Here is a 19,916-nt window from a genome sequence, read left to right on the forward strand (position 1 = left end):
GGGCACACCACCATGAGGTATCTCGTCACCGTCTGGGACGCCGGAGGGAGCGTGCCCCCGGAGCTGGCCGTCGTCCGGCGACTCGTCGCGCGCGGTCATTCCGTGGCGGTGCTCGGCGGACCCCCGCTGCGACGCGCCGTGCAGGCGACCGGGGCCACTTTCCGCTCGTGGCGCGACGTCCCGCACCGGGCCAGACCAGAGGATCCTGACCCGTTCGACGACACCGGACGGCACGGACCGAAGATCGTCCAACTACTCCTCGACACCATCGCCGCCGGTCCCGCGGCCCTGTACGCCCAGGAAGTGACCGAGGCGCTCGACGCCCACCGGAGCGATGCGCTCGTGTCCAGCATGCTCATGCTCGGCGGTCTCGCCGCGGCCGAGGCTCGCGGCATCCCCGCCGTCGTGCTGGTCCCGAACTGCTACTTGATACCCACACCCGGGATGCCGCCGTTCGGCATGTCCTGGCCTCCGGCCCGAGGCGCGTTCGGCCGTGCCCGTGTAGCCGCGATGAACAACCTGGGCATCCGGCTCTGGGATCGCGGACTACCCCGCCTCAACGCACTGCGCCGCGACCTCGGCCTCGAACCGCTGCGCCACCTGTTCGACCAGCATCGCTCCGCCGAACACGTTCTGGTGCTCACGTCGCAAGCCTTCGACTTCAGCGCCGAACTCCCCCGGAACGTCCGCTACGCAGGCCCGCAGCTCGACGATCCGCACTGGGCAGGAGAGGCGGGGTCGGCACCGGCCGATGTCACCTCGGACGACCTCGTCCAGGAGTATCCCGGCGGCGCCGACCCCCTGGTGCTGGTGAGCATGTCCACCACTGACATGGGGCAGGTCGAACTCCTGCGACGGGTCGTCGCCGCCCTCGATCGGCTGCAGGTTCGAGGACTGGTCACGACGGGACCGGGCGTCGATCCCGACCAGGTACCGGCCACCCGCACGGTCGCAGTCCTCCGGGCCGCACCGCACGCCCGCATCATGTCCGATGCCGCCGCGGTGGTCAGTCACGGAGGACACGGCACGGTGATCAAAGCCCTCGCCGCCGGCCTGCCTCAACTGGTCGTCCCCCTGGGCCGCGACCAACCCAACAACGCCGCGCGCATCACCCATCGAGGCGCAGGCCTGCAGCTACGACGAACCAGCACCACCGGAGCCATCGCCCAGGCCGTGGAGCGGATCCTGCAGGACCGCGGGTTCACCCACCGCGCCGCCGAACTCGGCGCTACCGTCCGCGCCGACGCAGAGCGGACGACGGTCCTCGAACACCTCGAGCGCATCTGACCGTTGCACCAGAACGCCACCGACGGCGATCGGTGCGCGGCGCTCCGGGACGACAGACCGCCGAGGCGTCCTCGGTGGGTAGGGTTCCGCGCGCGAGATGGCGATAGGCGCCGCGCGCATCGCGAGGCTTCGGGGAACGGCGGGTGTGGACCGCCGGGCGACGATCGGACGGAAAGAGGGCTCGCGATGGCCGGCACGTCGGTGCACGTCGGGTCGCTGCTCACCCAGGGCGTGGTCTTCGAGAGCGAATGCGGGAGCATCGCGCAGCTGACCTCCGAGTCGCTCCCGATCCTGGACGGCCTGTCGATCAAACGCATCGTCCTGGCGCCGGGCGCGATCCGCGAGCCCCAGTGGAACGTGAACGCGAATCAGATCGCGTACGTCGTCGCGGGCACCGTGCTCGTCTCGATGCTGGGTGACGCCGACAGTTTCTCGACGTTCGTCGTCACACCGGGCCAGATGTACCACGTCGAATCCGGGGCGATCTACCACATCGAGAACGTCGGCTCGGACGACGCGGTGGTGATCGCGGCACTGCGCAGCGACCGGCCCCGGCACTTCTCGCTGCTCACCAGCATGAACGCGATGACCGACGACGTCCTCGGCAACACCTACGACCTCCCGGCATCGGCCTTCGACGTCTTCGATCGCCACGACTCGTCCCAGATCGTGCGGCGCGACGGGCCGATCACCGTCCCGGACTCCGCCGGCCTGCCCAACGCCCGACTCTTCGACGTCGAAGCGCAGCACGCGCCGCTGTCCTACGCGTACGGCGAGGCCCGCCTGGCGCGCAAGCAGTTCTGGGCAGCACTGGACGACCTGTCCATGTACTCGCTGCGGATCCGGGCCGACGGCATGAGGGAGCCGCACTGGCATCCGGTGACCGCGGAACTGGGGTACGTGCACCGGGGCCGAGCGCGGATGCGCGTCCTCGACCCCGACGGCAGCCTCGACGAGTTCGTGCTCGAGGAGGGGCACGCCTACTTCGTCCCCCGCGCCTACCCCCACCACATCGAGGTCCTCGGCGAGGAGGGCTTCCACTTCCTGATCTTCTTCGACCAGCCGACCCCGGGCGACATCGGCTACCGCGCCACCGCGTCCGCGTTCTCCCGCGAGGCTCTCTCCGCGAGCTTCGGGATCCCGGAGAAGCAGTTGCCGCGGTTCCCCTACACGCCCGTCGACCCGCTGATCGTGAGCCGTACCAACACCGGGGGCGCGGTCTCCTGATCACGGCGGCCCGCCCGTCAGGGGCGACCCGCGGGGCCGGATGAGGTCGCGACGTACACCGTGTTGGTCGCCTCGCGGTCCTGGAGCGGGTTGGCGAAGCGGACGACGTGGGCCTCGGCCGTGGCGAAGACGGCGGCCAGCACCGCGGTGAACCCGTCGTCGGGCGGATCGTTCGACCAGAGCGCGAACACGCCGCCCGGCCGCAACCGAGCGGCGACGCGGGCCAACCCGTCCCGGCCGTAGAACCCGGCATGGGCGGGATCGAGCACATGACTGGGCGAATGGTCGATGTCCACCACGATCGCGTGGAAGAGCCGGTCGGGCTCGGACCCGTCGAATCCCGACGGAGACCGGAGCATCCCGAAGAAGTCGCCGTGCACCAGCGCGCACCGCTCGTCGGAGATCAACGACGCGGAGGCGGGCACCAGCTCCCGGCGGTGCCACCCGATCACCTCGGCGAGCGCGTCCACCACGACCAGGCGACCCACCCTCGCGTCCTCGAGCACCGTCCGGGCCGTGTAGCCCAGGCCGAGTCCGCCCACGAGCACGTCGAGGTCGCTCCCCGACACCTCACGCAGGGCGAGACGGGCCATCTCCAACTCGGCGACGGTGAACATGCTCGACATCAGGAAGTCGTCGCCGAGCTTGACCTCGTAGATGTCGACGTCGGACGAGGGGGTGCGCCGGCGGCGCAGCACGAGCTCACCCATCGAGGTCGGCTGCCAGTCGAGCTCCTCGAATCGGGCGCTCATCGACATCCGCCCACACTGGTTCCGGCCACGACCGGACAGTAGCCGCGGCCCTTCACCGTCGCGGTGATGGCTCGTCGGACGCGATCCTTACCGATCGAGGATCCGTCGGGAACGATCTACTGATCGACCCCGGCCGGAACGTCCGGGGCGTCATGCTGTGCGACGGGAACGTCACCGGATACCCGTACCGCACCTGCGCCTCCGGCCGGTCCGGACATTCAGCGATCTGATCGTGGAGGGACGCCACATGCCCGACGAGCAACTCCGCCGGCACGACCGCCCGGCCCCGGTCGACGACGAATCCATCCGCACGAGGATCATCGAGACATCGGCGGATCTCATGTATCGACACGGGGTCGGGTCGACCACGCCGGACGACGTGGTCGCGGCCGGCGGTATCACCCGGACACAGTTCGATACACATTTCCCGGACAAGGATCGCCTCGTCGCGGAAGTGGTCGTCCACCAGGTCCGCCGAGTCATCGACGAACAGGCCGCGGACATCCGGCGACTGAGGTCGCTGGAGGATCTGCGAACCTGGCGTGACCGCGTGGTCGCCGACAATCGACGCCGTCACGGGGCCCACGGCTGTCCGCTGGGCTCGCTGACCATCGAGTTGGCCGCCCGCTCCGAACCCTGCCGGCGCGTCCTGGCGGCAGGCTTCGAGGCGTGGGAGTCCGAGTTCCGGGCCTGCTTACGCCGGATGCGGGAGGACGGGGTGCTCGCGGCGGAGGCCGACGTCGGCAGTCTGGCCGTGGCGCTCATGGCCACCCTGCAGGGAGGCCTCATCCTGGCGCGGATCACGCGTGACTCGGACGACCTCGCGCAGTCCCTCGACGCGGCACTGAGCTCCATCCGGGCCCACGCGGCGATGCCGGACGCCACGCGCGTGTAACCTGGGCCATCTCGGAGAGGTCCCGAACTCGCGAGGGAGACGGCCGTGGCCAGCGCACAGTCGACCCCCTCGAATCGACGGTTGACCGCCAAGGGTGCCGCCACACGAGAACGGATCGTGTCGACGGCCAGCGATCTCATGTACGCCCAGGGAGTGGAGCGCACCAGTCTCGACGATGTGGTCGAGGCCAGCGGCACCGGTCGCTCGCAGCTGTACCACTACTTCGCCGACAAGAACGAACTCATCGGTGAAGTGGTGAACACTCAGATCGACCGGGTCATCGCGACCCAGGAGCCCCTCCTGGAACGCCTCGACTCGATGCGGGGATTCGAGCGCTGGCGCAATGCGGTGGTCGCAGGCAACCGAAGCAGGCGAGGGATGCACGGATGCCCTCTCGGATCTCTCGCCAGTGAGCTCGCGGATCATTCCGAACGCGCTCGCGAAACATTGGCGACCGGATTCGACGTCTGGGAATCGCTGTTCGTCGACGGTCTCCGGCGAATGCAGGAGAACGGCGAGCTCGGGATGGATGCCGACCCCGCGGCGCTCGCCAAGGGACTCATGGCCGCCCTTCAGGGCGGACTGCTGCTGGCTCAGGTCAAGCGCGACGCCGAGTGTCTCGCCGTCGCCCTGGACATGGCGTTGGCCCAGATCCGCACCCACACCGAGCGGGTCACGGCGCGACGACGCTGATTCCCGACGGGGGCTCCGGGGCGTGGGGTTCGAGTGACCGCCATGCGGTGTCGAGATCTTCAAGAGACCTCGAGGAGAGCCTGTTCGACGACCTCGGTCAGAGCGGGGTGGATGTAGAGGACCTGGTGGGCGAGCCGGTCGACGGTCTCGCCGAGCATCATCCCCTGCAGCAGCGGCTGGATCAGGATCGCCGCGGACGGGCCGATGATGTGCGCGCCCAGCAGGGTGCGGGCCCGGGGGTCGACGATGAGCTTGACGAAGCTGGTCGTGTCCTCGAGGGCCCAGCCGTAGGCGGCGTCGGCGTAGTCACGGACGACGACCACGTGGTCGATCCCGTCCTGCCGGGCCTGGGCCTCGGTGAGCCCGACCCCGGCGATCTGCGGGTCGCCGAACACGGCGTGGGGGACGAGGTCGTGGCGCAACTGCCGCGGCGAGTCGGGATGGGCCACGTTGTGGGCCACGACCCGGGCCTCGGCGTTGGCCATGTGCTTGAGCTGGAAGTGGTTGGCGTCGTCGCCGAACGCCCACACACCGGGCACCGACGTGCGATAGGCGTCATCGGTGACGATGTGGCCGTGGTCGTCGACCTCCAGGCCGCCGGCAACCACGTCGAGCCGATCGGTGTTCGGGCGCCTGCCGGTGGCGACCATCAGCGCCGCCGACTCCAGGACCTCGACCCGCCCACCCCGCTCGACGGTGACCGCGACCCCGCTCGGCCCGGGGGCGACCGCGGTCACCGCCGTGTCGACGCGGACGTCGAACCGGTCCCGCGCGAGCTCGGTGAAGCGAGAGGAGATCTGCTCGTCCTCGACCGCGAGCAGCCGGGGACCACGCTCGATCAGCGTGATGTCGGCGCCGAACGCACCGAAGACGTGGCCCATCTCCGCCGCGATGAAGCCGCCCCCCACGATGATCATCGACGTCGGCACCTCGTCGACGCGCATGATCGTGTCCGAGGTGTGGAACGGGACGGACTCCAGTCCAGGGATCGGCGGGATGACCGGTCTGGAGCCCGCCGCGACGACGATGCGCTCGGCGCCGATCTTCTCGCCGGCGACCTCGAGCACCTTCGGCGTCAGGAAGCGGGCCGACTCGGTGTAGACGTCGATGCCGTTGGCCCGGCGGTACTCGACGGCCCGGTCGTGCAGCGGATCGATCCGCCCGAACACCCGGTCGCGGATGGCGGGCCAGTCCACCCGGTCGAGCGTGGCGTGAACGCCCAGGCGGTGTGAGCCCGACACGGAGCGGGCCGCGTCGGCCGCCACGACGAACATCTTCGACGGGATGCATCCGCGGTTCAGACACGTGCCGCCGAAGCGGCTCGACTCGACGATCGCACTGCGCCATCCGTCGAGAGTCGGGCCGAACAGCATGTTGCCGCTCCCGGCCCCGACACAGATCAGATCGTAGGTCTGCATGGGGACTCCGTTCCGCTCGCGGGCCTGGTCGACGGAACCTCCGCGCCGTCGAGGTTCACGAGTGCGACGTGATGTAGCGGACCAGGCCGGCCACATCGTCGGCGACGAGCCGCCCGATGGCACCGCTCGAGTACAGGGCGGTGACCACGGTGCCCGCCGGGGCCAGGACGAACCCGGTGGACTGCAGATAGGGCGGGTCCTGATTGGTGTAGGCACCGACCGACGCCGACACCTTCGCCGCGTCGGCGCTGTGGCCGACCGGGAACCCCAGGCGGTACTTCTCCACCAGCGCCGCGCTGGTCTCCTCGTCGTCCACCGACAGCGCCGCGACCTTGATCCCGAGCTCGGTCAACGTGTCGGAGGCCCGTCCGAAATCCGCCAGCTGGGCGTGGCAGTACGGGCACCAGGCCCCCCGGTAGAGCAGCACCACACCCCACGACCCCGCCAGCGCCGACGGGAGCAGCAGCCGCCCACCGCCGACGGCGGGGACCTCGAGCTCCGGGAACGACTCGCCGTTGTGCAGCACCGCAGACCCACCTGACCCGTTCGCCCGGACTCTCCGGAGACAAGCAGGTTGGCCGTGGCCGTTATGTACTGTCAAGTACATTCTCGCGAATGCCAGAGCTTGCGGTCAGCCGGGCAGGGCAAGGTCTCGAGCTCGGGGCTCGTCGGCATGGGGATGCGGAAGCATCGAGGTCGCGGCGTCGAACGGACACCCGCGGTCGAGCCAGGTCCGGGTCGAGGCGCGGGCGCTCTCGATGAGCTCGTGGGCCCGGGAGAAGTCCGCAGGCGAGACCGATAGCGGGCACAGCGACGGGACGACGCGCAGGTCCACGTCGTGACGGAAGCGCTCGACGTCGGGCGCGAGGCGCTGGTGGATGAGCAGGGTCAACCCGTGCAGCGCCATCCCGATCGCACTCGTCGGCAGGGCCGGGGCGGCACAGGGGTATCCGGCGGGGAGGACCCAGACCGAGTCGGCACCCAGCCCAACCGCGTGACCGATCGAGCAGTTGTCGGCCACACCGCCGTCGAGGAACCACCGGCCGTCGATCGACACCGGGGCCAGGACACCGGGGATGGCTGCGCTGGCCAGCACGGCGTCCACCGCCGATCCGGACGAGAGCAGGGTGCTCCGTCCCGTACCGGCGTCGACGGCGACCACGTGCAGCGGCGTCGGGGCGTCCTCGATGCGCTCGAAGCGCAGGTGCTCCTCGAGCAGCGACCGCAGCCCGTGCTGGGACACCAGACCGCGACTCCGGCCGGCGGCTGCGCGCATGGCCTGCCACGGGCCGGTCGGGAAGACGTCCGTCCGACGCAGTCCGCGCCAGACCCCGGCGAGCCGCTCCATGGACTCCGGGCCGGGATCGGCGGCGACCCACGCCGCGTTGATCGCTCCCACGCTCGTGCCGATGACCGCGTCGAACTCGACGCCTGCCTCGGCCAGCCCCGCGAGCATCCCGACCTGCACCGCGCCGAGGCTCCCGCCGCCCGAGAGCACGAGTGTGGTGCTCATGCCGGGCTCGCCCACGGCCCGGGCTCACCCCGAGCGCTGCATCGCATGTACTGGACAGTACATTGTGCTGAGCCGTCCGCGGTCGGGATCGGTACCGGCAGGCCCGTGCGTCAATCGAGAATCCACTGACGCGGATCGTCGGACGGCGGGGTGTACGAGCAGAACAGACCGGTCCGGACCGTGAGCTGCAGGTATCGCGCCAGCGGGGCCTCCACGACGGTGATGCGGTCGACCGCGGAGTGGATGGCCTTCGTCGCCGCGACGCGGGCCCGCTCATGGCTGGAGCCCACCGGTCGCGTGCGGCCCGCGAGCCCGGTCGCGGCGGTGATCTCCTCGATCAGGGCGATCCGATCGGCCTCCAGCGTCCCGAGCCGGCCGAGGTCGGACCATTCCCCGGCCTCGTCGAGCTCGTGATCGATGTCGGCGAGTCGGCGGCGGTAGGCGTCGAGTGCCTGGCGATCGACGGTCGCGTCGAGCGAGGACTGCACGACGGTTCCCTGCCCGCTCGTCACGAGGTCGAGGGCCGAGACGTCCTGACCGGGCCTGCGCAGCAGTTCGCGCAGATAGCTGAACCCACGCAGTGCCCGCACCGGCACCGCGTGGTCCTCGGGACCGACCAGCCACAATCCGTCGGCGGTCGGGTGCATCCGGGTTCGGGGCTCCGTGCGGGACGGCGTGCCCGTCGCCGGTGGTGTCCACGCGGCGAGCCGGTCACGCCACCAGGCGGCGCCGATGCGCTCGTAGCTGCTCAGGGCGGCGGCGCGGTACGCGACGGCCGTTTCCGGATCGCCGAGCAGGGCCGTGGCGCGGGCGAGGGTGTCGTCGGTGAGCCCGTGGAACATCACGGCGCCGGCGTTGAACACGGCGCGGCCGCGATAAGGGGCGATCAGCGTCGAGGCCGTCGCGACGATCGCCCGGTCCCCCACCTCGAGCGCGACCTCGAGGACGCACTGCAGGATCAGCAGCCAGTTCACGTCCCGGGGTAGCTCCTCGAGGACGCCCTCGGAGAACGCGTGCAGGAGCGTCCGCGCCCGGTCGGGTCGCCCCGCGTGGAGCCAGAGGAACGCGGCCTCGGCACAGACCACGGCGACTCCCTCGGCCACACCGAAGGTCTCGCATTCCGCGGCGATGGTCGCGCAGGTCGAGGGATCGCCGGTCTGGACGGCGGTGTAGCCCTTCATCGCCTCCACGACCATCCAGCCGTCGGCGAGGCCGGCCTCGTCACACGCTGCCGAGGCCATCGAGATCAGAGAGGCCGACGTATCGGTACGCCCACGCAGCAGGTCCAGCATCAGGCGTCGGGAAGCGGCGAAGAACCGGGCCCGAGGCGACTCCTCGCCGAGGAGCTCGAGGGCGCGCATGTGTCGGTGGATCGCCGGGACGTCCAGCGACTCGCACGCGGTCTGCAGGCCCCACAGGTGCGCCTGGAGTCGGACGAGCGGATCCAGGACGTGCGCGGCGGCGTCGTCCAGCTCCGCGGCGAGACGGACCCGCGCGTCGAGATCGTCCGGGCCCCACCGCGCGGCCAGGGCGGCGTCGAGGCAGTCGACGAGCAGGTCGGGCGCCGAGCACTGTCCCGCCCAGCGCACGGCGTCGTCGGCGAACGGCACGGCCCGGGCGGCGTGCCCCGCGTACACCCAGCACCGTGCCAGTGCCGCCGCGACGCGCGCCCGATCGTCGACCTCGGTGGTGCGCATCAGGACGTCGTACAACTGCGCGGGCAACCGGCCCGGCTGAGTACCGAACACGTACACCGAGGCCGCGCCGAGCACCGCGCGGGTCCAGCCCGCGAGATCACCATCGCTGCGACACAGGTCCACCGCCCGGTCGTACAGACGCGCCGCGGCAGGTCCTCGACCCGCGCGACGCTCGGCGTCCGCACGGTCGAGGAGATCCCCGGTCAGAGGGTTCTCCACCGGGACAGAGCGTACTTTCGCGACCCGCCCTCGCACACCGCTCAGGGGCGGGACAGTGTGACCAGGTCGTGGTGCTCCCGCTGCTTGGCCTCGTCCCAGTCGCCGGTGCAGTAGATCGCCAATTCGACGATGCTGTCGCCGACCACGTCGACGCGGATCATCTCCCGGGCGTACCAGCGCTGTCCTTCGTGCGACCACCGCTCCTCGAATTCGATGGTGAACCCGTGCCGGGTGGATTCGACGCGTCCCACCGACACCTCCCCGGGCGAGGGATGACCCTCGGTTCGGACGGCCAGGATGTCCGCGGCGGTCGTCGTCTGGAGCCGCCACTGCGGTAGCGACAGGTCGGCGAAGACATCCGGCGCGAACAGGTCGTCGCGGACAACGCCGGTCTCGAGGAAGCGGATGAAGTCGGCGGTCACGCGGTCGGTGCTGGACGCCGCCGGCCGCTCCCGGAGCGCATCCGACGCCCGTGCGACGTTCACGTCATCGCTCCGACAGACCGCATGTTCCTCTCGACGACGGCCATGGTCGCCTCCAGATCCGCGGACGGACTGAACTCGACGACCGACGTTCCCGCCGTGATCAGGGGCAGATGCCCCGCGGGGGCGTAGTAGGCGTCGCCAGCCACGTAGGTCTCCTCACGGTCGGGCCAGCGGAAGGTCAACCGGCCCGCGGTGATCACGCCCCAGTGGGCGCACCCGCACCTGTCGTCGGGAAGCCCGGCGAAGAACGGGGCCGGATCGACGTCCTGCTTGAACGTCTCGAAGCCGACCGTGTAGCCCTCCAGGTCGGCATAGCGTCCTTCGATCACATCGACATCGACGGCGACCGGAGTCGTCATCCTGTTGGCACTCGGCACGGTGTGCTCCTTCGCTCACGGAAGCTGACACCCCATCGGCGTGACCATGCGCGGAACACCGTGCCTCCGGGGGTCACGACGCCTGGATCACCGGGGCGGGGGGGTAATCTCGGCGCTTCCAGCTCAGCGGTGTTGCGTGGGTGATCTCGTGGACGGCTCCGGCGACTCGGGATCCGTTCCGGTGCGGCTGGCCGAGCTGGTGGCCGCGTTGTCCCTGGGCATCGATCTCGGATTCGGTCAGCCGATGGAGCACGTGCTCCGGCAATGCCTGATCGCTCTGCGCCTGGCCGAGCGTCACGGGTTGGGCGAGCAGGAGCGCTCGGTCGTCTACTACACGGCCCTCCTGGTCAATGTCGGGTGCCACTCGGACGCGCACGAGCAGGCGAAATGGTTCGGCGACGACATCACCCTGAAGTCCCGCAAGTACGACCACGAGTTGGGCAGCCCGCGCGCGATGGCCTCGACGCTCGCACTACTGGGCGCGGGATCGTCCCTGTGGCACCGGTTCCGGATCGGGCTGGAGTTCGCGCTCTCGGGGCGCCGCGAGCTCGACGGGATGATCGAGCGGCACGCCGCACTGGCAGCAAGCCTCGCCGACCATCTGGGGCTGCCCGCGAGCGTGCGGACCGCCGTGGGCAGCTCCTACGAGCAATGGGACGGACGCGGATGGCCCGGTGCGCGCGCGGGCCACGCCATTCCCGTGGCGGCCCGACTCGTCCAGCTCGCCGAGTTCGTGGAGGTCGCCCACCGCGTCGGCGGGATCGACGCGGCGGTGACGCTCGCGGCCCGACGCCGTGGCACGCAGTTCGATCCGTCCCTCGCCGACCTGGTGTGCGCCGATCCCGACCCGATCCTGGGCGGTCTGGACTCGGCACGGACCTGGGATGCGGTGATCGGGGCCGAGCCGGCGCTTCGGGTGGCCCTCTCCGGGAGGGAGCTCGACGCCGCGCTGCTCGCGGTCGCGGACTTCGTGGATCTCAAATCGCCCTACACGCTCGGTCATGCGCGCACGGTCGCCGACGTGGCCGGTCGTGCCGCGACCCGACTCGACCTGCCTGACCTCGAAGCCCGGACGCTGTATCGAGCGGCCCTGGTTCACGGGCTCGGTCGGTTGGGTGTGTCGAACGCGATCTGGGACAAGCCCGGGCCGCTGGGGGCCGGGGAGTGGGAGCGGGTGAGGATGCACCCGTATCTGACCGAGCGCATGCTGCACCAGTCGGCGTCGCTCGCGCCGATCGGGGCCGTGGCGGTGCAGCATCGGGAGCGGCTGGACGGCTCCGGGTATCCCCGTGGCGTCTCGGGTGCGGCGATCTCCCGTCCGGCTCGGGTGCTGGCGACGGCTGAGGCGTACCAGGCGATGCGCGAGCCCCGCCCCCACCGGCCGGCGCTCGACGCCGGGTGTGCGGCGCGTGAGCTCCGGGCGGAAGCCACTGCCGGACGCCTCGATCCCGGGGTCGTGGAGGCCGTGCTCGTCGTCGAGGGCCACCGCGGCGCTGCTCGCCCACGCGGGCCCGGCGGACTGACGTCGCGCGAGGTCGACGTGCTCCGTCTTCTCGCGCTGGGACTCTCGAGCAAGCAGATCGCCGTCCGGCTCCTCATCTCACCGAAGACGACCCGCAATCACATCGAACACATCTACATCAAGATCGGTGCGTCGAACCGGGTGAGCGCGGGTCTGTACGCCACGCAGCACGGACTGCTGCCCGGGCCGTGACTCCCCGCCCGTTCAGGCTCCGTGCATCGCCTGCATGTTCTTCTGCAGGGCAGCCAGGGTGATTCCGTAGGCCTCGGTCGGGCTGAACTGGACGAATCTGCTGCCTGCCTGGGCTGCGGGAACGTGGCCGGGGGGCATGTAGAACGCGTCGCCCGCCTCGATGGTCTCCTCGTGGTCGGCGTAGCGCACCGTCAACCGCCCGGTGAACAGGTATCCCCAGTGCGGGCACTGACACGAGTCGCCGGGCAGGCCCTTGAGCAGCGGCGTCAGGTCACTGTCTTCCCGGATCGAGGTGAAGTTCAGGGTGTATCCCCCCAATTCCTCGGTGCGATCCTCGACCGCGCCGTAGTCGGCCACGTGCGAGGCGGTGTCGTGTGATGCGGTGGGCATCGATCCATCTCCGTCGGTCGTTTTCCGAGTGCTCGTGATGGATCACGCTAGGCAGGAGCCCAGAAATGCGCATGAGGCAATCGCCCCATCGCCCCGGGCGCCGGCGGCCCGGCGGGCGGGCCGTCGGCGCCCGGGGAAGCTCGAGTCAGGCGCTCGACCTGGGCACCCCCATACCCGGGTCGATCCGGGCCGGACCGTTCTTGCCCGGCTTGACGTCGAAGTCGAAGATCCCGGTCGGGATGTAGACCGTGGAGCACGAGTTCGGGATGTCGACCACCCCGGAGAGCCGGCCCTCGATCGGTGCCGCACCCAGGATCATGTAGGCCTGGATGGCGGAGTAGCCGAAGGTGGTCAGGTAGTCGATCGCGTGCAGGCAGGCCCGCTGGTAGGACAGGTGCGAGTCGAGGTAGTGCTGCTTGCCGTCGAGGGTCACCGACGTCCCGGAGAAGGCGATCCACTCGCTGTACTGCGGGTCGGTGTTGCCCGGAACGAAGATCGCGTTCTCGGAGACCCCGTAGGTGGCCATTCCGCCCTTGATGAGATCGACGTGCAGGTCGATGAACCCGCCCATCTCGATCGCGCCGCAGAAGGTGATCTCGCCGTCGCCCTGCGAGAAGTGCAGGTCGCCCATCGAGAGGTTCGCCCCGTCGACGAACACCGGGTAGAAGACCCGGCTGCCCTTGGTGAAGTTCTTGATGTCCTGGTTGCCGCCGTTCTCGCGGGGCGGGGCGGTGCGGGCCGCCTCGTTGCGTGCCCGCTCGAAGTCGTCGCCGGAGAGAGAGCCGAGGATCGCGGAGTCCGGCTGGGGCGGCAGGGCGAGCGGCGGGACCCGCTGCGGGTCGGTGTCGATCAGCGCCTGCTCGCGGGAGTTCCACGTGCGCAGCAGGTCGTGCGACGGCGCGGTGCCCATGAGGCCGGGGTGCACGATCCCGGTGAAGGCGACCCCCGGGACGTGGCGGGACGTGGCCTGGCCGCCGCGGAAGTCCCAGATCACCTTGTAGGCGTCGGGGAACTGCTCGGTCAGGAAGCCGCCGCCGTTCCTCGTCGCGAACACCCCGGTGTAGCCCCAGCCCTGTCCGGCCAACGGACCGGAGTCCTCCTGCGGGATCGGGCCGACGTCCAGGATGTCCACGATCAGCAGGTCGCCCGGTTGGGCGCCCTCGACCGCGATCGGGCCGGAGAGCACGTGGACGGAGTTCAGCGGAGCGTTGAGGATGTCGTCCGCGGAGTCGTCGTTGACGATCGCGCCGTCGAACCATTCGCGGCAGTCGACGCGGAACACGTCACCCGGTTTGACGTGCACCTGGGCGGGGACGTCGGGGTGCCAGCGGTTGTGGCCGACGATCTGCTGCTCGGTGAACTTCTTGCTGCTGTCGAGCGGGAACGCCTTCTGGGGCATCGGTTCTCTCCCTGCGTGAGGTCGGTGGGATGACGATCAGACGACGGCGGGGTCGGCGGTCGGGGCGGGCGTCGCGGGTGTGTGCTGACGGCGCGCCCACGGGACCAGCGCGGCGAAGACGACCACCCCGAAGATCGGCAGGGCGATGGTGAGCACCGTGCTCACCTGCGCGTAGACGCCGGTCAGGAGCAGCAGGGCGGGAATCCACCCGGTCACCCATCCCTGGATGGCGCAGACCGCGCCGGTGTACCGCCCGATTCCCTCCCGCTTCCGTCCCAGGAGCAGGAAGAACAGCGTCCAGAGGAACGCCCAGTACAGCCAGATGACGCCGAAGGCCGGGTCGTCGAAGCGGGTGAAGTTCAGCGCCGAGAAGACGAGCGCGGTGATCGCGACGAACAGGCAGAAGTAGCCGAGCCCGGTGCCGTCCAGATCGAAGGTCAGGTTCACCGCCACGTAGAGGTAGGTGAACGAGAAGAGGAAGAGACCGGACGCCGCGAGGATGACGTCGGTGTCACCGTTCGCGGTGAAGATCAGGTAGACCGGCGTGATGATCTGCAGGGCGCCGACGAAGAAGTTCATCGGTGCGGCCGACCGGGCGTCGATCCACCCCAACAGCATGACGCCGTTGATGAACAGGACGGCGCCGACGAAGAGCAGGCCGACGCTAGCCACGGGACGGCGCCACTCGGGATAGCAGCATGGGATCGCCTTTCTGTCGTCGACGAGCCCTCACCGGACGAGGGCAGCATCGGTAGGCCGACCCGGGCGGGGGCCGGACGGTGAGCGGGAGGAACGCGATCAAGGGCGCGGCAGGGCCGCGGTCCGGGGATCGAGTCGGGTCGGCCGTGACGACCGGGAGGCCCGGGGCGGCAGTGCGGACACCACCGAGGGGTCGGTGCGGGAGGCCTCGGCACGGTCGATCGCGGCCACTCGTTCGCGGTCGGCCGACGCGAGCCTCGGCGCCGTGATGGTCCGCGGGGCGTCGGCGCCGCACGTCGGGCACGGAACCGTCGGGGGCGCCGTGCCGAGGGGTCGCATGACCTCGACGGGGCCGTCCTCGCCGCAGCGGTACGCGTACAGGGGCATCGGGACGACTCCTTCGTCGTGAACCATGCTGCCGCTGGATCGGGCGTGGCTCCGAGGACCGGGGAGACCGATGTAGCCCGTAGGAATTAATTTCCTAGGAAAGTTAGCGAGCCACGCCCAGGGCTGTCAACGCCCGCCGCGAACCGTCGCGCTCCGGGGTCGACCGGTCACAGTTGCTGGATGACGTCCCAGGTCAGACCGTCCGCCACGGCCAGGAAGACCCGCTGCCGGAGGTGCCGGTCGCGGAGCTCGACGGTGCCGCGAGGACTCTCGTACGCGAGCCCGTCGGCCACCGACATCATCGCCGGCACCTGCATCGAGCCGGCGTGTCGCATCAGCTCGGTGAGCAGCCGGACTCCCTCGTAGCAGGACTCGCCGAGGCTGTTCAGCACCGGCGCGTCGTCGCCGAACTCGCGGAAGTAGGTGGCGGCGAACTCGAGCCCGGAGCTCGTCGCGAGGTCCTCGAAGTAGCCCGCCGAGGTCATCAGGCCGCGCGTGCTCTCGGTCCCGGAGGCGAGCAGGACGTTCTCCTCGATCAGGGAACTGAACCGCAGGATGTCCCGGTCGAGACCCGCCGCGCTGAAGGCGCGGTTGAACGCGACGGCGTCGTCACCGATGAGCAGCATCAGCACGGCGTCGCAGCCGCTCGCCTCGACGCGACCCAGGACGGCGGAGAAGTCCGAGGTCCCGAGCGGTACGAACATCTCGTCGCAGACCGTCCCGCCCAGACGTCGCAGGTAGCTCACCGCCGCGGCGGCGGACCGGCGCGGCCAGACGTAGTCGTCTCCGACGATCGTCCAGCGCCGGACGCCCGCGGTGCCCGAGAACCAGTCCAGGGTCGGGCCGAGCTGCAGGTCCGGCGTCTCGCCGGTGAGGAACAGGCCGGGCCGGTTCTCGCCCCCTTCGTACAGCGCCGTGTAGGCGTACGGGACGCGGCTGCGGATCCTCGGTGCGACCGCCTCCCGGACCGCCGAGATGTGCCAGCCCGTCACGGCCTGGATCGCGCCGGCGCTCACCAGCGCGTCGACCTCGATGGCCACCTCGTCAGGGCTGCGCCCCCCGTCCACCGGCACCAGGTTCAGCTCACGGCCGAGCACGCCGCCCTCGGCGTTGATCTCCTGCGCGGCCAGCGCCGCGCAGCTCTCGCAGGACGGTCCGAAGATCCCGGCGGGCCCCTGCAGCGGGATCACGAGGGCCATGTCGAGGACGTCGCGCCCGCCCGACGCGCGCGCCGTTCCCGGACGGGGAGCCGGCACGTCGGTCATTGCTCAACGCTAGCGAGCCGACCGCGGCCTGGGGGTGCTCCGATCGTACGAGTCCTCCCCGCCCACCGGAGTTCCCGGACCGCTCCGCAACACCGTGACCGGCGAGGCCACCGTCGGGACGGGCCTCACCGCTACCATCGAACCGTGCCGGCCAGCGCGGAACGCTCCACGCGAGATGGCGACGAGTCACTCCGCCTGCTCTCGCTCGTCGAGCGAGCCCTCACCGGGAGGCTGGAGGAGGCACTGCGGGGCTGCGGCTCCAGCCTCGACCAGTGGCGGATCCTGAGCCTGCTCGCCGACCGCGGCGGATGCCCGATGAACGTGGTCGCCGACCACGTGCTCCTCCTGGCGCCCAAGCTCAGCAAGCTCGTGGACCGGATGGTGGCCGCGAACCTCATCCAGCGCCGGCGGGACCACGAGGACCGACGCCGGGTGCTGATCGTGATCTCGCAGCGCGGACGGCGGGCCCTGGCGGAATGGGACGAGACCACCGCCGACGTCCGAGGCCAGTTCCGGGAGCTGCTCGGTGCCGACGTCGAGCAGTTCGAGGCGTTGCTGCGACGCATCCAGGACGGCCTGGACCGAGCCGGGTCCGGCGGCCTCGAGCACCCGGCCGCCGTGCCGGGCTGACCGACCGGGACCGGCGTCTAGACCGCGGCCCGGAAACGATCGGCCAGCGCCGACACCCAGTCGACCACGAGCCGGGGATCGGCAGGCGGACTCTCGACGATCACCAGCTCGTCGACGCCGAGATCGGCCAGCGCCGGAACATCGTCGACCTGCGGGTCGCGCAGGGCGACGCAGCAGCGCAGCCGGGCGATGTCACGTCCGGATTCCCGGCATCGCGCGTCGAGGTGGCCGAGGCGTTCGGCGACGGCGGCCACGCTGTCGAGATTGAATCCGTACCAACCGTCACCCCAGGCCGCCACCCGGCCCAGGGCCGCGTCGCTGTTGCCGCCGAGAACGATCGGAATCTGCCGGTCACGGACCGGCTTGGGGTTCACGCGCACCGCATCGACACGCACGAACTCGCCGTCGAAGGACGCGAGGTCCTCGCGCCACAGCGTGCGCATGGCCGCGACGTACTCCGCGGTGCGCGCCGCACGCCGCGCGAACGGCACCCCGAGTGCGTCGAACTCCTCGCGCGACCACCCGATGCCCGCGCCGAGGGTCAGTCGGCCCCCGGAGAGGGCGTCGAGCGTGGCGGCCTGCTTGGCGAGCAGCAGGGGATTGTGTTCCGGCAGCAGCAGCACGCCCGTCGCGATGCCGATCGTCGAGGTCGCCGCGGCGGCGAAGCTCAGGCCGATCATCGGGTCGTTCCAGTCGGCGGTCACCGGCACCGCGATCTGCCCGTCCGCCGAGTAGGGATAGCGGGACGACGACCTGTCCACCATGACCACGTGTTCGCCGGACCACAGGGTGGCGAAGCCGCAGGTCTCCGCGGCCACGGCCACAGCGTCGATCACCTCGCGTCGGGCTCCCGCGCCGATGCCCAGGGCGTGCAATCCGACCTGCATGGGCTGATCCTCTCACCCGAGGACGAGGGGGCGGACCTGCTCGGCCACCAGCTCGAGCTGGCGGAGCGGATCGCTCAGGGGCCAGAGCAGCACCGTGCCTGCCCCGGCCGTCGCGTAGTCGGAGAGCACCCGTGCACAGTGCTCGGACGGCCCGATCGGTAGGTGCGCCGCGAGGCTCTCGGGATCTTGTCCGAGCAGCGGCGCCAGGATCTCCTCGACCAGCCAGCGCGCGACGAGGCGATCGTCGGTGACGTACAGCCAGGTCGTGGCCACCAGATCGCCGAACGTGGCCGGATCGCGGCCGACCGCGAGGAGGTGGGTGTCGAGCTCCGCCCGTGCCGACCGGAATCGCCCGGGCTGCATGTGAAAGGCCGACGCCATCCAGCCGTCGGCGTCACGGGCCACCGCGCGCAGCCGCGCCGAGGAGCCCCAGCTGGCCGACCACACCGACACCGAACCCGCAGGCGGGCTCAGCACGGCGCCGCCCCCGGGATAGAAGCTCCCGTCCGGCACGGACTCGCCGGCGAGCACGGCCCGGACCGACCGCAGGGCCTCGTCGAAGCGCGCCCACCGCTGGTCGAACGGGATCCCGACCAGACGGTGGTCCTCCCGCGAGGAGCCCGGACCGAGACCCGCCACGACCGGTCCGTCGGCCAGTGTGGCCAGGGCGGCCAGCCCCTTGGCGAGCACGACGGGATGGCGGATCACCGGGAGGGCCACGCTCGTCACCAGCCGCATCCGACCGGTGCTGCCGCAGACCGCGGCCAGCGCCGTCGGGCCGTCGAGCCACGGGGTGCGCCAGACGAGGTGGTCGTTGGCGGCGACCGCGGTGAAGCCCAGCTCCGCGGCGAGCGCGGCGTAGCTCCGCAGGTCGCGACCCGACGGCAGGCCCTGCCCCAGATCCGCGAGAGGAAGGTGGACGCCGAGCTCCATCAGCCCACCTCCCACGGAGAGAAGTCAGGCCTACCACTCGTGCAGAGGGTTCGGAATCAGAAGGTGGCGATGGGGTTGACCGGCGAGCCCGTCCCACCGGGGATGCGCAGCGGCGCCGCGGTGAGCAGGAAGGTGCTGCGCCCGTAGCGCTCCAGCGCCCGGAGGAGGTCGGTGAGGCGGGGCCAGTCCAGTAGCGCGAGGCCCGTGGCGGCGATCCCGATCTGATGCAGCGGGAGTTCCAGCCCCGAGTCGCTCGGGGGCAGCCGGTCGACGCAGTCGCCTGCGAAGACCGCCACGTCCCGGTCGTACAGCCAGGACACGGCCTCGAGCCCCAGCCCGGCGCGGGCCACGATCTCGCCCGTGTCGCGCTCGCCTGCGCGCCGCTCCAGGCCGGTGTGCACGACGACCGCGTCCCCGGCCTCCGCGGTCACCCCGGCGTGCCGCTCGGCCGCCTCGAGGTCGGCGCGGGTCACCACGTGGTCCTCGTCGAGCCACGGCACCGCGAGTGCGGCGGCGACGTCGAGCAGGACTCCGCGGGTGAAGATGCCGTGGCGCATGGCGTGGATCGAGTTCGCCCGCAGACCGTCGTGCGTGACGACCTCGTTCTGGCGGCGCCCGTTGTAGCCCTGACCGTCGAGATACACGTGGCCGAGGGCGTCCAGGTGCGTGTCGACCCCGTGGATGTCGACGTGCACGCTGTCGCCCGTGGCGTAGGGCAGGCCGCCCTCGTTGAGGTGCATGACGTGCCAGGCCGGGCGCGGGTTCAGCGGCCGTTGCACGGTGTCGATGTCGCTGCCGAGGGAGACCGAGACACCCTCGACGACGAGGGCGGCGGCGCGTCGGCGCACGTCGGGAGTGATCAGGTTGAGCGTGCCCAGCTCGTCCTCGGCGCCCCAACGCCCGGCGTTCGAGCAGCGCGCGAACGCCTCCGCTGCCTCAGCCCGGCTCATCACGACGGCGAACACTAGCCAACTCTCCGGCCCTTCCCCTCACGCCGAGACGCCGGACGAGCACCCGGCGGGCCCGTCGCGGGCGCCACGTCCGATGTG

The 19,916-nt window shown here is 70.8% G+C and carries 21 protein-coding genes; 6 read left to right on the forward strand and 15 right to left on the reverse strand.

The features are described 5' to 3' along the window. Nucleotides 1-138: 138 nt before the first annotated feature. Together VGI02_RS13980 and VGI02_RS13985 are read left to right on the forward strand one after the other, a co-directional pair. Nucleotides 139-1,287 (forward strand): glycosyltransferase, encoded by a 1,149-nt coding sequence (locus tag VGI02_RS13980; RefSeq protein ID WP_331627995.1) that lies wholly within the window; start codon nt 139-141, stop codon nt 1,285-1,287. Between the two features lie 186 nt (nt 1,288-1,473). Then, entirely contained in the window at nt 1,474-2,514 is a 1,041-nt protein-coding gene (locus VGI02_RS13985) for a cupin domain-containing protein (protein WP_331627996.1), read from the forward strand. A 17-nt stretch (nt 2,515-2,531) separates the two neighbouring features. Here VGI02_RS13985 and VGI02_RS13990 read toward each other — a convergent pair whose 3' ends face one another. Next, nucleotides 2,532-3,266 carry a spermidine synthase family protein gene (locus tag VGI02_RS13990; protein ID WP_331627997.1) on the reverse strand — a complete coding sequence of 245 codons (735 nt, stop codon included), beginning with the start codon at nt 3,264-3,266 and terminating at the stop codon, nt 2,532-2,534. A 379-nt stretch (nt 3,267-3,645) separates the two neighbouring features. On the opposite strand from VGI02_RS13990, the gene VGI02_RS13995 reads away from it, so the two are divergent. Both VGI02_RS13995 and VGI02_RS14000 read left to right on the forward strand, forming a co-directional pair. Then, a complete protein-coding gene (locus VGI02_RS13995) occupies nt 3,646-4,161 on the forward strand; it encodes a TetR family transcriptional regulator C-terminal domain-containing protein (protein WP_331627998.1) in 516 nt (171 codons plus the stop codon). Nucleotides 4,162-4,206: 45 nt separating this feature from the next. Beyond that, the gene (locus VGI02_RS14000) at nt 4,207-4,854 is read left to right on the forward strand and encodes a TetR/AcrR family transcriptional regulator (RefSeq protein WP_331627999.1); all 648 of its coding nucleotides are present in this window, start codon (nt 4,207-4,209) and stop codon (nt 4,852-4,854) included. A gap of 59 nt (nt 4,855-4,913) precedes the next feature. On the opposite strand, the gene VGI02_RS14005 is transcribed toward VGI02_RS14000, so the two are convergent. The 6 genes from VGI02_RS14005 to VGI02_RS14030 all read right to left on the reverse strand — a co-directional run bounded on the left by VGI02_RS14005 (nt 4,914) and on the right by VGI02_RS14030 (nt 10,563). Further along, nucleotides 4,914-6,272: a mycothione reductase gene (locus tag VGI02_RS14005; RefSeq protein ID WP_331628000.1), complete on the reverse strand. Its 1,359-nt coding sequence runs from the start codon at nt 6,270-6,272 to the stop codon at nt 4,914-4,916. A gap of 55 nt (nt 6,273-6,327) precedes the next feature. Continuing rightward, nucleotides 6,328-6,798 (reverse strand): peroxiredoxin family protein, encoded by a 471-nt coding sequence (locus tag VGI02_RS14010; RefSeq protein WP_331628001.1) that lies wholly within the window; start codon nt 6,796-6,798, stop codon nt 6,328-6,330. 105 nt (nt 6,799-6,903) lie between these two features. Beyond that, nucleotides 6,904-7,785 (reverse strand): patatin-like phospholipase family protein, encoded by an 882-nt coding sequence (locus VGI02_RS14015; RefSeq protein ID WP_331628002.1) that lies wholly within the window; start codon nt 7,783-7,785, stop codon nt 6,904-6,906. Between the two features lie 110 nt (nt 7,786-7,895). After that, complete coding sequence (locus VGI02_RS14020; RefSeq protein WP_331628003.1) at nt 7,896-9,701, reverse strand: hypothetical protein; 1,806 nt, start codon at nt 9,699-9,701, stop codon at nt 7,896-7,898. A 41-nt stretch (nt 9,702-9,742) separates the two neighbouring features. Further along, nucleotides 9,743-10,123 carry a hypothetical protein gene (locus tag VGI02_RS14025; protein ID WP_331628004.1) on the reverse strand — a complete coding sequence of 127 codons (381 nt, stop codon included), beginning with the start codon at nt 10,121-10,123 and terminating at the stop codon, nt 9,743-9,745. Nucleotides 10,124-10,182: 59 nt separating this feature from the next. Beyond that, nucleotides 10,183-10,563 carry a cupin domain-containing protein gene (locus tag VGI02_RS14030; protein WP_331628005.1) on the reverse strand — a complete coding sequence of 127 codons (381 nt, stop codon included), beginning with the start codon at nt 10,561-10,563 and terminating at the stop codon, nt 10,183-10,185. Nucleotides 10,564-10,699: 136 nt separating this feature from the next. Here VGI02_RS14030 and VGI02_RS14035 point away from each other — a divergent pair, with 136 nt between their 5' ends. Next, the gene (locus VGI02_RS14035; RefSeq protein WP_331628006.1) at nt 10,700-12,277 is read left to right on the forward strand and encodes an HD domain-containing phosphohydrolase; all 1,578 of its coding nucleotides are present in this window, start codon (nt 10,700-10,702) and stop codon (nt 12,275-12,277) included. A gap of 12 nt (nt 12,278-12,289) precedes the next feature. On the opposite strand, the gene VGI02_RS14040 is transcribed toward VGI02_RS14035, so the two are convergent. The 5 genes from VGI02_RS14040 to VGI02_RS14055 form a co-directional block, all read right to left on the reverse strand. Continuing rightward, nucleotides 12,290-12,667: a cupin domain-containing protein gene (locus VGI02_RS14040; protein ID WP_331628007.1), complete on the reverse strand. Its 378-nt coding sequence runs from the start codon at nt 12,665-12,667 to the stop codon at nt 12,290-12,292. A gap of 145 nt (nt 12,668-12,812) precedes the next feature. Continuing rightward, nucleotides 12,813-14,066 carry a formamidase gene (gene fmdA / locus VGI02_RS14045; protein ID WP_331628008.1) on the reverse strand — a complete coding sequence of 418 codons (1,254 nt, stop codon included), beginning with the start codon at nt 14,064-14,066 and terminating at the stop codon, nt 12,813-12,815. Nucleotides 14,067-14,102: 36 nt separating this feature from the next. Continuing rightward, entirely contained in the window at nt 14,103-14,738 is a 636-nt protein-coding gene (locus VGI02_RS14050) for an AmiS/UreI family transporter (RefSeq protein WP_331628009.1), read from the reverse strand. Between the two features lie 126 nt (nt 14,739-14,864). Continuing rightward, nucleotides 14,865-15,179: an FmdB family zinc ribbon protein gene (locus tag VGI02_RS29130; protein WP_414638266.1), complete on the reverse strand. Its 315-nt coding sequence runs from the start codon at nt 15,177-15,179 to the stop codon at nt 14,865-14,867. Between the two features lie 140 nt (nt 15,180-15,319). Beyond that, nucleotides 15,320-16,351: a substrate-binding domain-containing protein gene (locus tag VGI02_RS14055; RefSeq protein ID WP_331628036.1), complete on the reverse strand. Its 1,032-nt coding sequence runs from the start codon at nt 16,349-16,351 to the stop codon at nt 15,320-15,322. 210 nt (nt 16,352-16,561) lie between these two features. Here VGI02_RS14055 and VGI02_RS14060 point away from each other — a divergent pair, with 210 nt between their 5' ends. Next, on the forward strand, nt 16,562-17,047 hold the full coding sequence (locus VGI02_RS14060; protein WP_331628010.1) for a MarR family winged helix-turn-helix transcriptional regulator: 486 nt from the start codon (nt 16,562-16,564) through the stop codon (nt 17,045-17,047). Nucleotides 17,048-17,064: 17 nt separating this feature from the next. On the opposite strand, the gene VGI02_RS14065 is transcribed toward VGI02_RS14060, so the two are convergent. Genes VGI02_RS14065 through VGI02_RS14075 form a run of 3 tightly spaced genes read right to left on the reverse strand, consistent with a single transcriptional unit; the run spans nt 17,065 to nt 19,817 of the window. Further along, nucleotides 17,065-17,934 (reverse strand): LLM class F420-dependent oxidoreductase, encoded by an 870-nt coding sequence (locus VGI02_RS14065; RefSeq protein WP_331628011.1) that lies wholly within the window; start codon nt 17,932-17,934, stop codon nt 17,065-17,067. Between the two features lie 12 nt (nt 17,935-17,946). Beyond that, entirely contained in the window at nt 17,947-18,867 is a 921-nt protein-coding gene (locus tag VGI02_RS14070) for an LLM class flavin-dependent oxidoreductase (RefSeq protein ID WP_331628012.1), read from the reverse strand. Nucleotides 18,868-18,923: 56 nt separating this feature from the next. Next, a complete protein-coding gene (locus VGI02_RS14075) occupies nt 18,924-19,817 on the reverse strand; it encodes a cyclase family protein (protein ID WP_331628037.1) in 894 nt (297 codons plus the stop codon). Nucleotides 19,818-19,916: the final 99 nt, after the last annotated feature.

Source organism: Actinomycetospora sp., from assembly GCF_036497245.1.
In the GTDB taxonomy this organism is placed as follows: domain Bacteria; phylum Actinomycetota; class Actinomycetes; order Mycobacteriales; family Pseudonocardiaceae; genus Actinomycetospora.